11 protein-coding genes are annotated in these 12,735 nt (G+C 63.8%); 8 read left to right on the top strand and 3 right to left on the bottom strand.

The window, feature by feature from the left end; translation table 11 throughout:
- The first annotated feature begins 70 nt into the window (after positions 1-70).
- The 6 genes from MU516_RS05110 (at position 71) to MU516_RS05085 (ending at position 7,197) form a co-directional block, all read left to right on the top strand.
- On the top strand, positions 71-658 hold the full coding sequence (locus MU516_RS05110; protein ID WP_260276148.1) for a TetR/AcrR family transcriptional regulator: 588 nt from the start codon (positions 71-73) through the stop codon (positions 656-658).
- 75 nt (positions 659-733) lie between these two features.
- Positions 734-2,650, top strand: coding sequence for a DNA primase (dnaG, locus tag MU516_RS05105; protein WP_260276147.1), 1,917 nt, complete (start codon positions 734-736; stop codon positions 2,648-2,650).
- Positions 2,651-2,805: 155 nt separating this feature from the next.
- Positions 2,806-4,782, top strand: coding sequence for an RNA polymerase sigma factor RpoD (rpoD, locus tag MU516_RS05100; RefSeq protein ID WP_260276146.1), 1,977 nt, complete (start codon positions 2,806-2,808; stop codon positions 4,780-4,782).
- Entirely contained in the window at positions 4,772-5,197 is a 426-nt protein-coding gene (locus MU516_RS05095) for a BLUF domain-containing protein (RefSeq protein WP_260276145.1), read from the top strand. Before rpoD ends, MU516_RS05095 begins: the two co-directional genes overlap by 11 nt.
- Before the next feature lie 87 nt (positions 5,198-5,284).
- Positions 5,285-6,778, top strand: coding sequence for a DNA recombination protein RmuC (locus tag MU516_RS05090; protein ID WP_260276144.1), 1,494 nt, complete (start codon positions 5,285-5,287; stop codon positions 6,776-6,778).
- Positions 6,775-7,197, top strand: coding sequence for a secondary thiamine-phosphate synthase enzyme YjbQ (locus MU516_RS05085; protein WP_260276143.1), 423 nt, complete (start codon positions 6,775-6,777; stop codon positions 7,195-7,197). The genes MU516_RS05090 and MU516_RS05085 overlap by 4 nt, the downstream gene beginning before the upstream one ends.
- 6 nt (positions 7,198-7,203) lie before the next feature.
- Here MU516_RS05085 and MU516_RS05080 read toward each other — a convergent pair whose 3' ends face one another.
- Positions 7,204-7,875, bottom strand: a complete 672-nt coding sequence (locus MU516_RS05080) for an SDR family oxidoreductase (protein WP_260276142.1) — start codon at positions 7,873-7,875, stop codon at positions 7,204-7,206.
- Positions 7,876-8,040: 165 nt separating this feature from the next.
- Between MU516_RS05080 and nrdR the strand changes: the two genes are divergently transcribed.
- Positions 8,041-8,505 (top strand): transcriptional regulator NrdR, encoded by a 465-nt coding sequence (gene nrdR / locus MU516_RS05075; protein ID WP_209055209.1) that lies wholly within the window; start codon positions 8,041-8,043, stop codon positions 8,503-8,505.
- A 26-nt stretch (positions 8,506-8,531) separates the two neighbouring features.
- Positions 8,532-9,509 (top strand): bifunctional diaminohydroxyphosphoribosylaminopyrimidine deaminase/5-amino-6-(5-phosphoribosylamino)uracil reductase RibD, encoded by a 978-nt coding sequence (gene ribD, locus MU516_RS05070; RefSeq protein ID WP_260276141.1) that lies wholly within the window; start codon positions 8,532-8,534, stop codon positions 9,507-9,509.
- A 13-nt stretch (positions 9,510-9,522) separates the two neighbouring features.
- Here ribD and MU516_RS05065 read toward each other — a convergent pair whose 3' ends face one another.
- Both MU516_RS05065 and MU516_RS05060 read right to left on the bottom strand, forming a co-directional pair.
- Positions 9,523-11,538 (bottom strand): capsular polysaccharide biosynthesis protein, encoded by a 2,016-nt coding sequence (locus MU516_RS05065; RefSeq protein ID WP_260276140.1) that lies wholly within the window; start codon positions 11,536-11,538, stop codon positions 9,523-9,525.
- Positions 11,539-11,545: 7 nt separating this feature from the next.
- Complete coding sequence (locus MU516_RS05060; protein WP_486651768.1) at positions 11,546-12,700, bottom strand: polysaccharide biosynthesis/export family protein; 1,155 nt, start codon at positions 12,698-12,700, stop codon at positions 11,546-11,548.
- Positions 12,701-12,735: the final 35 nt, after the last annotated feature.

Below are 12,735 nucleotides of genomic sequence, written 5' to 3'. Positions count from 1 at the left end.
CCCGTCCGGTGACGGCAACGGCGCAATGTTGGGGCTTTCCGCGGGGCCGCGCGGGCTCTAATAAGGCCAGATGGCAAGAACCCAGGGATCCCGCGCCGAAATCACCGGCCCTCTTATCCGTTCCGAGGCGCGCAAGCTGTTTGCCCACAAGGGATTTGCGGCCGTTTCGATGCGTCAGATCGCGGCCGCCGTCGGGGTGCAGGCCGGCGCACTGTACGCCTACACGCCCGACAAGCAGGCGTTGCTGTACGATCTGCTGGAAAGCCATATGCAGGATCTACTGGATGCATGGCAGGACGATCCGCATGCGGACCCGCTGGACCGGCTTGAACGCTTCGTGCGGTTTCACATCGGATTCAGCCTCGATCATTCAGACGCGGTCTTCCTGTCCTATATGGAATTGCGCAATCTAACCCCCCAGAATTACCGCAAGATCGCCGGACTGCGCCGCAGATACGAAGATCTTCTGGACGGAATCCTGCGTGACGGGATGTCCGCCGGCCGCATGAACATCGATGACCGCAAGCTGGCGACCATGGCGCTGATCGCGATGCTGACCGGCGTGACCAACTGGTATCGCGAGGGGGGGCGGCTTGACCGCCAGCGGATCGGTGATGTCTATTGGGGCCTTGCACGCGGTGCCGTCGGTGCCGATTGACCGCGGCCTCTCAATTGCCCAGATACGCCCATGGCGGCGCTTGCCGTCACCATCTGCCGTCCCGATGATCGCCCCATGAGTCTGCCGCCCGGCTTCCTTGACGAATTGCGCAATCGCGTCCCGATCAGCCGTGTGATCGGGCGTAAGGTGGTGTGGGATCAGCGCAAATCCAATCAGGCTCGTGGCGACTGGTGGGCGCCTTGCCCCTTTCACCAGGAAAAATCGGCCAGCTTTCATTGCGACGACCAGAAAGGCTTCTACTATTGCTTCGGATGCCACGCCAAAGGCGATGCGCTGACCTTCCTGCGAGAGATTGACGGGCTGGATTTCATGGGCGCGGTCAAGGTGCTGGCAGCCGAGGCCGGCATGACCGTCCCCGAGCCTGACCCCGCCGCGCGCGAACGCAGCGATCGCCGCAGCCGCCTGCTTGACGTCACCGAAGCCGCCTGCCGCTGGTTTCGTCTGCAACTGCAGACCGGCGCGGCCGCCGAGGCGCGTGAATATCTGATCCGCCGCGGGCTGGATCGCGATGCCGAGGATCGCTTCGAGATCGGCTTTGCGCCAGACAGCCGCACCGCCCTGACATCGGCGCTGCGCGAGAAGGGGTTCGCTGAGGCGCTGATCGTCGAGGCCGGGATGGCGGCAAAGCCCGACAATGGCGGCGCGGCCTATGATCGCTTTCGCGGGCGGATCATCTTTCCTATCCGGGACGGGCAGGGGCGCTGCATCGGCTTTGGCGGGCGGGCGATGGACCCGAACGCGCGGGCCAAATACCTCAACAGTCCCGAGACGCCGTTGTTCGACAAGGGTCGCAATCTTTATCATCTGGCCCCCGCCCGCACGGCGGTGGCGCGCGGTCAGCGCCTTGTGGTCGCCGAAGGCTACATGGATGTCATCGCCCTTGCTCGCGCCGGGTTCGAGGGGGCCGTTGCCCCCCTCGGGACAGCAGTGACCGAGGAACAGTTGCGGCTGATGTGGCGCATCTCGCCCGAACCGATCATCGCGCTGGACGGCGATGCGGCGGGACAACGCGCGGCGCAGCGGCTGATTGACCTGGCGCTGCCGATGACTGGTCCGGGGCAGGCGTTGCGCTTTGTCATGCTGCCAGCCGGGCAGGATCCGGACGACCTGATCCGTGCGGCGGGACCGGGTGCGATGGGTGCGCTGCTGGATCAGGCCCGTCCCCTGGTCGATCTGCTTTGGACGCGCGAGACCGAGGGGCAGATTTTTGACAGCCCCGAACGCCGCGCGGCACTGGAACGCAGACTGCAGGATGCGATCGCACGGATCCCGGACGAGTCGACGCGCCGTCACTATGGCGACGAGCTTCGAGCCAAACGCCGCGATCTGTTCGGAACCGCGTGGCGCGATCGGGGCAAGACGCGCGGCGCATCGGCGAAGGGCGCGGGAAAGGGACCGGCTGGTCGCGGACCCGCCCCGCGCGCGCCGATCCCCGCCTCGACGGCGGGTGCGGGCGGGCAGCCGGGCGAATGGCTGCTGGAAGGCGCAAGCCTGCTGATCTGCGCGCTGCGTCCTGATCTTGTGCCGTTGGCCGAGCGGAATCTGGAGCGGCTGGTTCCGCACGATCCGGACCGCGCGGCGCTTCTGCATGACCTGTTGGCGGGCAGCGACAGTGCCGCGGGGCGCCGTGCCCTTGAAACGCTTCGCGCCGACGCCCATCTGGGCCTGACCCCGGCCGTGATCGAGGCGCAGGACGACGCGGCCGCCGCGGCGATCCTGACCAATCTTCTCGACCGGCTCGAGGCGCAACGTGCTGCGGGTGCCGAGCTTGTCCGCGCCGAGGCCGAAATCCAGGGAGAGGCCGACGAGGGTCTGACCTGGCGCATGCAACAGATCGCCCGCGCCCGCCATCGGGCCGAACGCCCGGACATGGAGGACAGTGGAGATCTGAACGAGGATCGCGATGCGTTGTCGGCACAGCTTGCCGGCTGGCTCAGCGATCAGATCTGGCGCAAGCCGCCGCGTCGCTGAACGCAGCACCGGGCAGGTGCGAATCGTTTCGCGAAGGCTTGCGAATCATCAAGCGGGGACGGCCTTTGATCCGGCCCCGGTTCGCGATAGAAGTAAGGGCGATTCGTGCTGATTCGCACCACCTCGCGAATCACCGCCCCGAGAAGGAGCCCTGGATGGCCGCCAAGGACGACGATCAAGACAAGACCGACAAGGACGAAAACGCGCATTCGCTGGACATGAGCCAGGCGGCCGTCAAGAAGATGATCGCCGAGGCGCGCGAGCGTGGCTACATCACCTATGATCAGCTGAACTCCGTCCTGCCGCCCGAGCAGGTCAGCAGCGAGCAGATCGAAGACGTGATGTCGATGCTGTCCGAAATGGGCATCAATGTCATCGAGGAAGAGGAAGGCGCCGAAGAGTCCGAGGGCGGTGCCGTCGCGACCACCGGCAGCGGTTCGCGCGAGGTCGCCGTCGCCGCGACCGAAACCGAAAAACTTGATCGCACCGACGACCCTGTCCGAATGTATCTGCGCGAGATGGGCTCGGTCGAGCTGCTGTCTCGCGAGGGCGAGATTGCCATCGCCAAGCGCATCGAGGCCGGTCGCAACACGATGATCGCGGGGCTTTGCGAAAGCCCGCTGACCTTCAAGGCCATCACGATGTGGCGGCAGGAACTTCTGGACGAAGAAATCCTGTTGCGCGACGTCATCGACCTGGAGACCACCTTCGGTCAGTCGATGGACGATGAAGAAGGCGCCGAGGAAGAAGAACTGGCCGAAACCGGCACGTCGGACGACACTTCGCAAAAGCGCGAGGAACTGGATGCCGATGGCAATCCCATGTCGCGCGAAGATGACGAGGACGAGGACGACGGCGCCAATCTGTCGCTGGCCGCGATGGAGGCCAGCCTGAAGCCGAAAGTTCTTGAAACGCTGGAAGCGATCGCGCTGGACTATGAACGTCTGGCCGACATGCAGGACCAGCGGATGTCGGCGACGCTGAACGAGGACAGCAGCTTTTCTGCCACCGCCGAAACCGATTATCAGAAACTGCGCAGCGAGATCGTCGTTCTCGTCAATTCGCTGCACCTTAACAACAGCCGTATCGAGGCGCTGGTTGACCAGCTTTACGGCATCAACCGCCGCATCGTCACGATCGATAGCGGGATGGTCAAGCTGGCCGACGCGGCACGCATCAACCGCCGCGAGTTCGTCGATGCGTATCGCGGCAGCGAGCTGGACCCGAACTGGGTTGAACGCCTGTCGCAGAACGCCGGGCGCGGGTGGCAGGCCCTGTTCGACCGCTCGCGCGACAAGGTCGAGGATCTTCGCGCCGAGATGGCGCAGGTCGGACAGTATGTCGGCGTCGATATCGAGGAATTCCGCCGGATCGTCAGCCAGGTTCAGCGCGGCGAGAAAGAGGCTCGTCAGGCCAAGAAGGAGATGGTCGAGGCGAACCTGCGTCTGGTTATCTCGATCGCCAAGAAATACACGAACCGTGGCCTGCAATTCCTTGATCTTATTCAGGAAGGCAATATCGGTCTGATGAAGGCCGTCGACAAGTTCGAGTATCGTCGTGGCTACAAGTTCTCGACCTATGCGACGTGGTGGATCCGTCAGGCGATCACCCGGTCCATCGCGGACCAGGCCCGCACGATTCGTATTCCGGTCCACATGATCGAGACGATCAACAAGCTGGTCCGCACCGGTCGCCAGATGCTGCACGAGATCGGCCGCGAGCCGACGCCCGAGGAACTGGCCGACAAGCTGCAGATGCCGCTGGAAAAGGTTCGCAAGGTGATGAAGATCGCCAAGGAGCCGATCAGCCTGGAAACCCCGATCGGGGACGAGGAAGACAGCCAGCTTGGCGATTTCATCGAGGACAAGAACGCCGTCCTGCCACTGGACAGTGCCATTCAGGAAAACCTGAAGGAAACCACGACCCGTGTTCTGGCCAGCCTGACCCCGCGCGAGGAACGCGTTCTGCGCATGCGCTTTGGCATCGGCATGAACACCGACCACACCCTGGAAGAGGTCGGCCAGCAGTTCAGCGTCACCCGCGAACGTATCCGCCAGATCGAGGCGAAGGCCTTGCGCAAGCTGAAGCATCCGTCGCGCAGCAGAAAGTTGCGGTCCTTCCTTGACCAGTGATCCGATCATGTTCGACGGGCTAGGATTTTTTCTGTATCGCAGCACAGCCTGCGACGGTCTGAATGTCGGCGATCTTGAGGATATCCTTAAGGCTGCCCGCCAGCGCAATGACGCGGCCGGCCTGACCGGGTGTCTGCATCACGAGGACGGGTTGTTCTTTCAGTGGCTGGAGGGACCGCAGTACCAGTTGCAGCACGTCATCCAGTCGATCCTCCGCGATACCAGGCACCGTGACATCTCCGTGCTTGGCGAAGGCAGTCTGGCGCAACGGCGATTCCAGGATTGGCGGATGCGGTTTTCCGATCGTGAACATGGCTCGTTGATGGACTGGTTTGCCAGCTCGTCCGCCTCGACAGTGGATCCAAGCGACTATGCCGGTGGCGTCGTGGCGTTCCTGCAATCGGTGGCGGTCTAGGTCCTTTCCTGACTGCCACAGCGTCAGGCGCGGGGTTGCGTTGCAGCACAAAAAGTGAACACTGTCGCGTGAGAAGACGGAGCGTTCATGCCTGAGAACCTTTTGCAGCAGCTTGTCGCCTCGTTCAGCGATCTGGCGACGGTGCAGACAATGCTGGCGTTTGCCTTGGCAGCTTTGATTCTGCTGTGGTTGGTCGCCGCACGCTGGCGGCGCGGACGCGCACAGGCTCAGTCGATCCTGCAAGGGCAGTCCGCGCAGATTCATGATCTGCGCGCGGAACTTGACGCATCGACAGAACGCAACCGGCAGTTCGAGCTTGATCTGGGCCAGCGCGAGGCGCGAGCCGAGGCGCAGTCGGCGCGGCTTGCCGAACTGGGTGACGAGCGCGACGGGCTTGCCGATGTCCTGCATCAGACCCGGCAGCAACTGTCGCAAGCTCAGTCCGATCTGGCCGAGACCCGTCTTGGCGCGCGCAAGGATCGCGAAGCTGCAGAACGCGAAATCGCCACGTTGCGCGAGTTGCGCGAGGAAATGACAGGCCAGTTCAAGCTGCTGGCGGCCGAGACGTTGCGCGTTCAGCAGAACGATATCCAGAAGGCGCAGGGCGAACAACTGACGGCACTGCTGAATCCCTTCCGCGAACAGGTGCATCGTTTCCAGACCGAACTTCAAAGCCGGAACAAGGTCTTGGACGAAGAAGGTGCGCGTCTGCGCGAACAGATCGCGTTCCTGCACAAACGGTCCGAGGACATCTCGCGCGAGGCCGTGAACCTGACCCGCGCCTTGAAGGGCGACAAGCAGCGGCAGGGCGCCTGGGGCGAAATGGTGCTGGAGCGTATTCTTGAGGGGTCGGGGCTGGAATCCGGCACGCATTACGACATTCAGGCCAGCTGGCGTGACGAGGATGGCAAGCTGTGGCGACCCGATGTCGTGGTGAAGATGCCGCGTCAGAAGATCATGGTGATCGACAGCAAGGTGTCGCTGAACGATTACGAAGTCTCGGTCAATGCCGAGGATCCGGCCGAAGTCCAGTCTGCGCTGCGTCGTCATGTCGCCGCAATTCGCACCCATATCGTCACTCTGGGGGACAAGGGCTATCACCGCATGGACGACAATTCGGTCGATTATGTGCTGATGTTCATCCCGATCGAGGGCGCGTTTTCGGATGCGTTGCGCGCCGACCCGTCGCTTGCGGGCTTTGCGCTGGAACGCGGTGTCGGCCTGACCACGCCCACGACCCTTATGCTGACCCTGCGCACCGTCGAACATATCTGGTCGGTCGAGCGGCGCGAAAGCAACGCCATGGAAATCGCCAGCCGCGCGGGCGCGCTTTATGACAAGGTCGCGGGGTTTGTCGATTCCATGGAAGCCGTAGGCCGTGCGCTGGATCAGGCAAGCCGCGCGCACGGCCAAGCCGTGGATCGCCTGTCACGCGGTCCGGGCAATGTCATCCGTCAGGTCGAGATGCTGCGCGATCTGGGGGCGCGGGCGCAAAAGCAGATCGCGATGGACCATGACCGACAGGATCAGCATCAGCCCCTGTCGCCCCCGCCCACCGGTGCCGGCGAGGCAGCAGAATGAACCATGTCTTCCGCATCGAGACACACGGCCCCGCCTGCCATGAGTTCACGCAAGAAATTGCCGCATGGCTCGGAAATTTGCAGGCCCGCGATGGGGTTCTGACGCTGATGGTGCGTCATACGTCTTGTTCGTTGCTTGTTCAGGAAAATGCCGATCCCGATGTGCAGGTCGATCTTCTGAACTGGCTGGACCGGATTGCGCGCCCCGCTGATCACCCGACGATGGGGTGGATCACCCACCGCGACGAGGGTCCAGACGACATGCCCGCGCATCTGAAGGCTGCGGTGCTTCCGGTCAGTTTGCAGATCCCCGTGGCTCGCGGACGGATGCAACTGGGAACATGGCAGGGGATTTATCTGGTGGAACACCGGCGCGCGCCGCATCGGCGGCAGGTCGCGGCGATGTTCCAGACCTCATGAACCGTTCTATGCCTGCGGCATCAGGAATACCTCGCGGATCGCCGCGCGCTTTGGTGCATCGATGATCTGGATCACGGCATTCGCGACATCTTCGGGTTGCAACTTGTCCGGCGCGCCCTGATCAAAGAACGGCGTGTCCACCATGCCGGGCGCAACCACGGCGCAGCGACCGCCCCATTCGCGCATTTCCTCGGCCATATTCCCGGCACAGCCGTGAACGAACCATTTCGTCGCGCCATAGATTGAGCCGGCGATATGCCGTCTGCCGGCGGCCGATCCGGTCAGCACAAGGGTGCCTTGGGTCTTCCGCAGTTCCGGCAGGGTTGCCCGCGCGGTCATCACCAACCCGGTGATATTCAGATCTATCATGCCGCGGATATCTTCCAGATCACCGCCCTCTGTGCCGGGCTTCGACAGTCCGCGACCGGCGTTGGCGAAAACCGCGTCGATGCCGCCGAAACGATCAACCGCACCGGATGTGGCGTGAAGAAGATCAGCCTCTTGCGTGACATCGCCCGGAAAGATCGCCGCGGCATCGCCCAACTCGTTCTGCAGGGACCTCAACTTATCCTCGGAACGGGCCATCAACGCCACGTTCCAGCCACTGGCCACGGCGGCGTGGGCAGTCGCTGCACCGATACCGGACGAGGCCCCGGTGATGAACAGGGTCTTGGGCATGTCGCACCTTTCTTGAGCTGAAATCTGTCGCGTCGCTGCGCGGTGAACGCGGCATTCGGGCCACAGGTTCCGCAGGCCGTATCTTGTGGGCTGTGGATAACGCTACCCAATCCCTGCGGTCGACCCTATAGTTCATGCGGAAGTCGCGGCCGAGGGGACATAGGGATGCGCTGCCCGTTTTGCGGAAATGTCGATACGCAGGTCAAGGATTCACGTCCGGCCGAGGACAATGTGGCGATCAGGCGTCGACGTTTCTGCCCGGCCTGCGGAGGGCGTTTTACCACCTATGAACGGGTGCAGCTTCGCGATCTGGTCGTCGTAAAAAGCAATGGCAAGCGCGAGGATTTCGACCGCGACAAGATGGCCCGGTCGATCCGCATCGCCATGCAGAAACGTCCCGTCGAACCAGAGCGGATCGAACAGATGATCTCGGGCATCGTGCGGCGGTTGGAAAGCACGGGCGAGACGGATATTCCCTCGAAGATGATCGGCGAGATCGTGATGGAGGCGCTGTCGCGGATCGACAATGTCGGTTATGTGCGCTTTGCGAGCGTTTACAAGAACTTCCAGGATGCCGACGATTTCGACAAGTTCGTGTCTGAACTGCGGCCCGGCAATCTGCCAGAGTGAGCCAAGACCTCGAAGACCGCCAACATATGGCCCATGCCCTGCGCCTGTCGCGGCGGGGGCTGGGCAACGTGTGGCCGAATCCGGCGGTCGGATGCGTTCTGGTGCGCGCGGGCCGGGTGGTCGGTCGCGGCTGGACACAGCCCGGAGGACGGCCGCATGCCGAACGTGTCGCCCTGGAACAGGCCGGCGCGCAGGCGCGCGGCGCGACGGCCTATGTCACGCTGGAACCTTGTGCGCATCACGGTCGGACGCCGCCCTGCGCCGAGGCTTTGGTCGCGTCCAGAATCGCGCGCTGCGTCACCGCACTGACTGATCCCGACCCGCGCGTGGCGGGGCGTGGCCATGCGATCCTGCGCGAGGCGGGTATCGAGGTCACCGAAGGCGTCTGCGAACCACAGGCGCGCGCCATTCAGGCGGGCTTCCTGATGCGCGTCACGCAGGGTCGGCCATTCGTCACGCTGAAACTTGCGACCAGTCTTGATGGACGTATTGCCACACAACAGGGCGAAAGCCGGTGGATCACCGGCGCGGCGGCGCGGCGGCATGTGCATGCCATGCGTCTGCAGCATGACGCCATCATGGTGGGTGGAGGCACCGCGCGTGCAGATCATCCCGCACTGAATGTGCGCGGTTTCGGCCCGGTTCGTCAGCCGGCGCGCGTCATCCTGTCGTCGCAGAAGCTGCCCGAACTGCCGCCCGAGGGTCAAGATTACGGGCCCCTTTGGGATCTGTCGGGGCCGATTGACCACATCCTTGAACAGCTCGCCGACCGGGGGATTACCCGCGTCTTCTGCGAGGGGGGAGGGAAGCTGGCTGCCGAATTGATCGCGGCGGATCGGGTTGACCAATTGCTTTGCTATTCCGCCGGGCTGGTTCTGGGTCAGGATGCTCGTGCGTCGCTTGGCGGGCTTGGGCTGGCGCGTCTGGCCGACGCGCCGCGTTTCCGCCTGCTCGAGACGCGGCGCATCGGCAATGACATCCTGCACCTTTGGGGCCGCGACTGATCGCGCGCAAAACCTATCTGCGCCAGATCCAGGAATGGCCGGACAACGCCCCCTGCGCCTTCGACAGAATACGCAAGCCCGCGCCACGTGGCACAAGCGACGGGTCGGCCAGTCTTTCCAGTGCAACCTCGACAGGGCAGGGCAGCCCAGTTACCGGATCGCGATAACGAGGATAGGCGATCAGACAGGCATGAACCAGCGCCGCGAGTGACGGGCGGGCCTGTCTGCGCGCGGGTGGCTTGCCCAGATCGTGGGTCAGCCCCCAACCGGCATAGAAAGGCGCGCCCAGCACAGTCACCGGCACGCCGCGCAGCAGGGCTTCGAACCCCAGCGTCGATGTGATCGTCCAGACCTCATCAACCGCGGTCAGCAGCGCAGCCGCATCGGTATTGTGCACCACATGATCCGCCAGCCACTGCAGATCGGCCTCGGCGATCACGCCGGGCCGCAACCCTGTTTCGACATCGGGATGCGGCTTGTAGATCAGATATGCGTCCGGGTTCTCGGCGCGGGTTCGTGCAAGCAGATCCAGATTGCGATTTTCGCGTCCGGCGCCCAGGCGGATCGAGGCGTCATCCTCGACCTGACCGGGAACCAGAATGACGCGCCGCCCGTCCGTGCCGGGAAGTATCGGTGCCGCCCCATCCAGATTGTATTTCGACAGGCCGGCTGCCCGGACCCGGTCGATGATCTGCAAGGCGCGCGCCTCGCCACCCGGCGGTGGGCCGGCTGCAATCAGCCTTTCAAGGCGGCTTTCGCGTGTCGGGTCATAATAGATCCCCAGGTCATCCGCGACCAGCGACAGCGGAGGCGTCAGCGCCGCCCCCAGCCCCCGGGACCGCAGGAAACCGTCCTCGACGCGGGTCGCATGGGGAACCTGATCGGCATGCCCGGCCCATCCCAGCGTGACCTGAGGCGAGGGCGTTGCGGTAAAGCGGACCGGATGGGCGTCGCCAAAGGCGCGGCTGATGAATGCTCGCTTCCACAGCCGCATGCCATAGGCCACGTGACCGGCGCGATCCTGCCGCCAGACCCGCGCCTCTTCATGGACCTGATCCACTGCGCCCTCGAAATCGGTCAGACGGTCGCGACAGGGATCATACCAGACGGGGCCAAGAAGATGACTGGCCACGAACAGGGATTCGCGCGTGGCATGGCCGCGGCGCCCCTTGGGCAAGGCAAGTTCATCATCGCTGAGGCCCCAGCCCGCGTAGAAGGGTTGCCCGAACAATCGCGGGCGACACCCTGCCAGGATCGCCTCGTACCCCAGCTGCGAACTGACGGCATAGACGGCGCGGGCGTTCTCGATCAAACGCCACGGCGATACGGGGGCGCTGCAGATCTGATCGCCAGGTTGCAGATCCTCGGGAACGAAATGGCCCGGACGCAGCCCCGAGGCCGTCTCGGGATGGGTGCGCAGGACGATCTGCGCCCCCGGGTGTTCGGCGCGCGCGGTCATCAGCATTCTCAGGAATGTCGCACGTCCCGCCCCCATAAGTGATGCGTCGCCTGCTGTCTGATCGACGACCAGCACATATCCGGGAGTCGGCGCGGCAATATCGGGGTCGTGGGCGTTATACTTGGACAGGTCCAGATCGCGCAGCCGCTGAATGCTGCGTGCGGCACGTTCCAGCAGAGGTGCGGGATGCGGCGCGGCGGCGAGGAGTTCAATCCGCGAGGGGCAGGCGGGATCAAAATGCGCGCCGTCGGGGTCGATGATCAGGCCGATCGGTCCGCGCCGCGCGACATGTCCCGATGCCCGCCCGGGCAGGATCGATCGCAGGAACGCGTCCTCGACGGTGATCAGGCGGGCGTTCCGCGCCGTTGCAACCCGGCGGCCGCGCCAGGATGTGGGGCTTGCGCCCCATATGCCGACGCAATCCCGTCCTTCCGCAGGAATGCCCGCGGACAGTCGCCATCCTGCAAGCGCAAGGATGCGCCGCAGGCGCGGCTTCCACCAGAACCCGCCATTGAATACGAAAAGCCGCCGGGGATCGTCCCCGACGGCCTGATCTTCGGTTTCGCGCATGCGCGGTCTAATCGCCGATCGAGGTCAGCGAGTCTGCCGAATCTGCGCTGCCCGTGACAGCGGCCAGGACTTTCGAGAACTGGACGTAAGGCGCTTCGGTCACATAGACGGTGTCGCCGTCACGGATAAGGAAATCGCGCGCCAGAAACAGCCCGTTTGGACGTGTCAGATCCAGCACATACGCGATCCGCTGCATGCCGTTCACCGGCTTGCCCAACACATTGCTGGCCACCGATTCAGGCTCATCGCGCAGCACGAAGACCCCGGTCGGATCTGCCAAAGCCGAACTGAGGCCGCCAACCATCGCGATTGCTTCCACCCCGTTGATGGCTTCGTTCCCCAGCGGCACCCGCGTCTGTCCGCCCAATGCGCCCAACGCGGTGAAGCTGCGTTGATCTTCCTCAACCAGGACGATGTCGCCGGGACGCAACGCGATGTCGTTGGACCTGCTGCCGTAAAGATCCGTCAACCAGACCTTGCCCTGCTGGTTGCCGCGCTTGACGGTGACAACTGCCACCTCGGGTTCCACCGAGACGCCGCCGGCGCGTGCCAGCATCGCCGACAGCGACCGTGTGGGCCGTTCGATGGGATACACGCCCTGTGCCATCACCTTGCCCAGGACCGAGACCGTCGCACCGTTTCCTGCGACGCGGCTGACAGTCACCTGCGGGTCGGGGGTCTGTGCGCTAAGCCGGTCCGTGATGATCTGGCGCAGTTGTTCGGGGCTGTTTCCGGCGGCACGGATGCGACCCGCATAGGGGACGAAGATATAACCGGCACTGTCCACCTGAATTTCGGTCAGGGCGGTCGAACTGGACCCAAGCGCTGTCAGCAGGCCATCATCGACGTTTTCCCAGATCGACAGCCCCAGAACGTCGCCGGAGCGGATTTCGTCGGCGCCGACCTGTCCTGCGCGAAGGAAACTGTTCGAGAAACCGTAGGTCGGCGCAAAGTTCGTCGCACGTGTCACATGATCGTTGACATAGATCACATGGGCGTTTCCGCCGCGCTCGACAGCACCGGCGTAGATTTCATTCTTGTTCGGCCCCGAGCGTGGCAATCCGCAGGCGCTAAGAACGACCAGCGCCGCAAGCATGCTCAGGCGCAGGACGCCGGCCCGTGAAGAAAAGACTGTCACCTCTGAAACTCCCGTTATTCTCATGCCAGGTTATGATCTGGTTTTCGTGCCCAATCTAG

Source organism: Paracoccus maritimus (genome assembly GCF_025195095.1).
GTDB classification, from domain to species: domain Bacteria; phylum Pseudomonadota; class Alphaproteobacteria; order Rhodobacterales; family Rhodobacteraceae; genus Paracoccus; species Paracoccus maritimus.
This window is presented reverse-complemented; position numbering and strand designations above follow the sequence as displayed.

What these genes read in the sequence shown, in the direction of transcription:
- MU516_RS05085 (WP_260276143.1), top strand. Translation starts at nt 6,775, where the DNA reads ATGAACCATGTCTTCCGCATCGAGACACACGGCCCCGCCTGCCATGAG.
- MU516_RS05060 (WP_486651768.1), bottom strand. Translation starts at nt 12,700, where the DNA reads ATGAGAATAACGGGAGTTTCAGAGGTGACAGTCTTTTCTTCACGGGCC.
- MU516_RS05110 (WP_260276148.1), top strand. Translation starts at nt 71, where the DNA reads ATGGCAAGAACCCAGGGATCCCGCGCCGAAATCACCGGCCCTCTTATC.
- dnaG (WP_260276147.1), top strand. Translation starts at nt 734, where the DNA reads ATGAGTCTGCCGCCCGGCTTCCTTGACGAATTGCGCAATCGCGTCCCG.
- rpoD (WP_260276146.1), top strand. Translation starts at nt 2,806, where the DNA reads ATGGCCGCCAAGGACGACGATCAAGACAAGACCGACAAGGACGAAAAC.
- MU516_RS05080 (WP_260276142.1), bottom strand. Translation starts at nt 7,875, where the DNA reads ATGCCCAAGACCCTGTTCATCACCGGGGCCTCGTCCGGTATCGGTGCA.
- MU516_RS05065 (WP_260276140.1), bottom strand. Translation starts at nt 11,538, where the DNA reads ATGCGCGAAACCGAAGATCAGGCCGTCGGGGACGATCCCCGGCGGCTT.
- MU516_RS05090 (WP_260276144.1), top strand. Translation starts at nt 5,285, where the DNA reads ATGCCTGAGAACCTTTTGCAGCAGCTTGTCGCCTCGTTCAGCGATCTG.
- ribD (WP_260276141.1), top strand. Translation starts at nt 8,532, where the DNA reads ATGGCCCATGCCCTGCGCCTGTCGCGGCGGGGGCTGGGCAACGTGTGG.
- nrdR (WP_209055209.1), top strand. Translation starts at nt 8,041, where the DNA reads ATGCGCTGCCCGTTTTGCGGAAATGTCGATACGCAGGTCAAGGATTCA.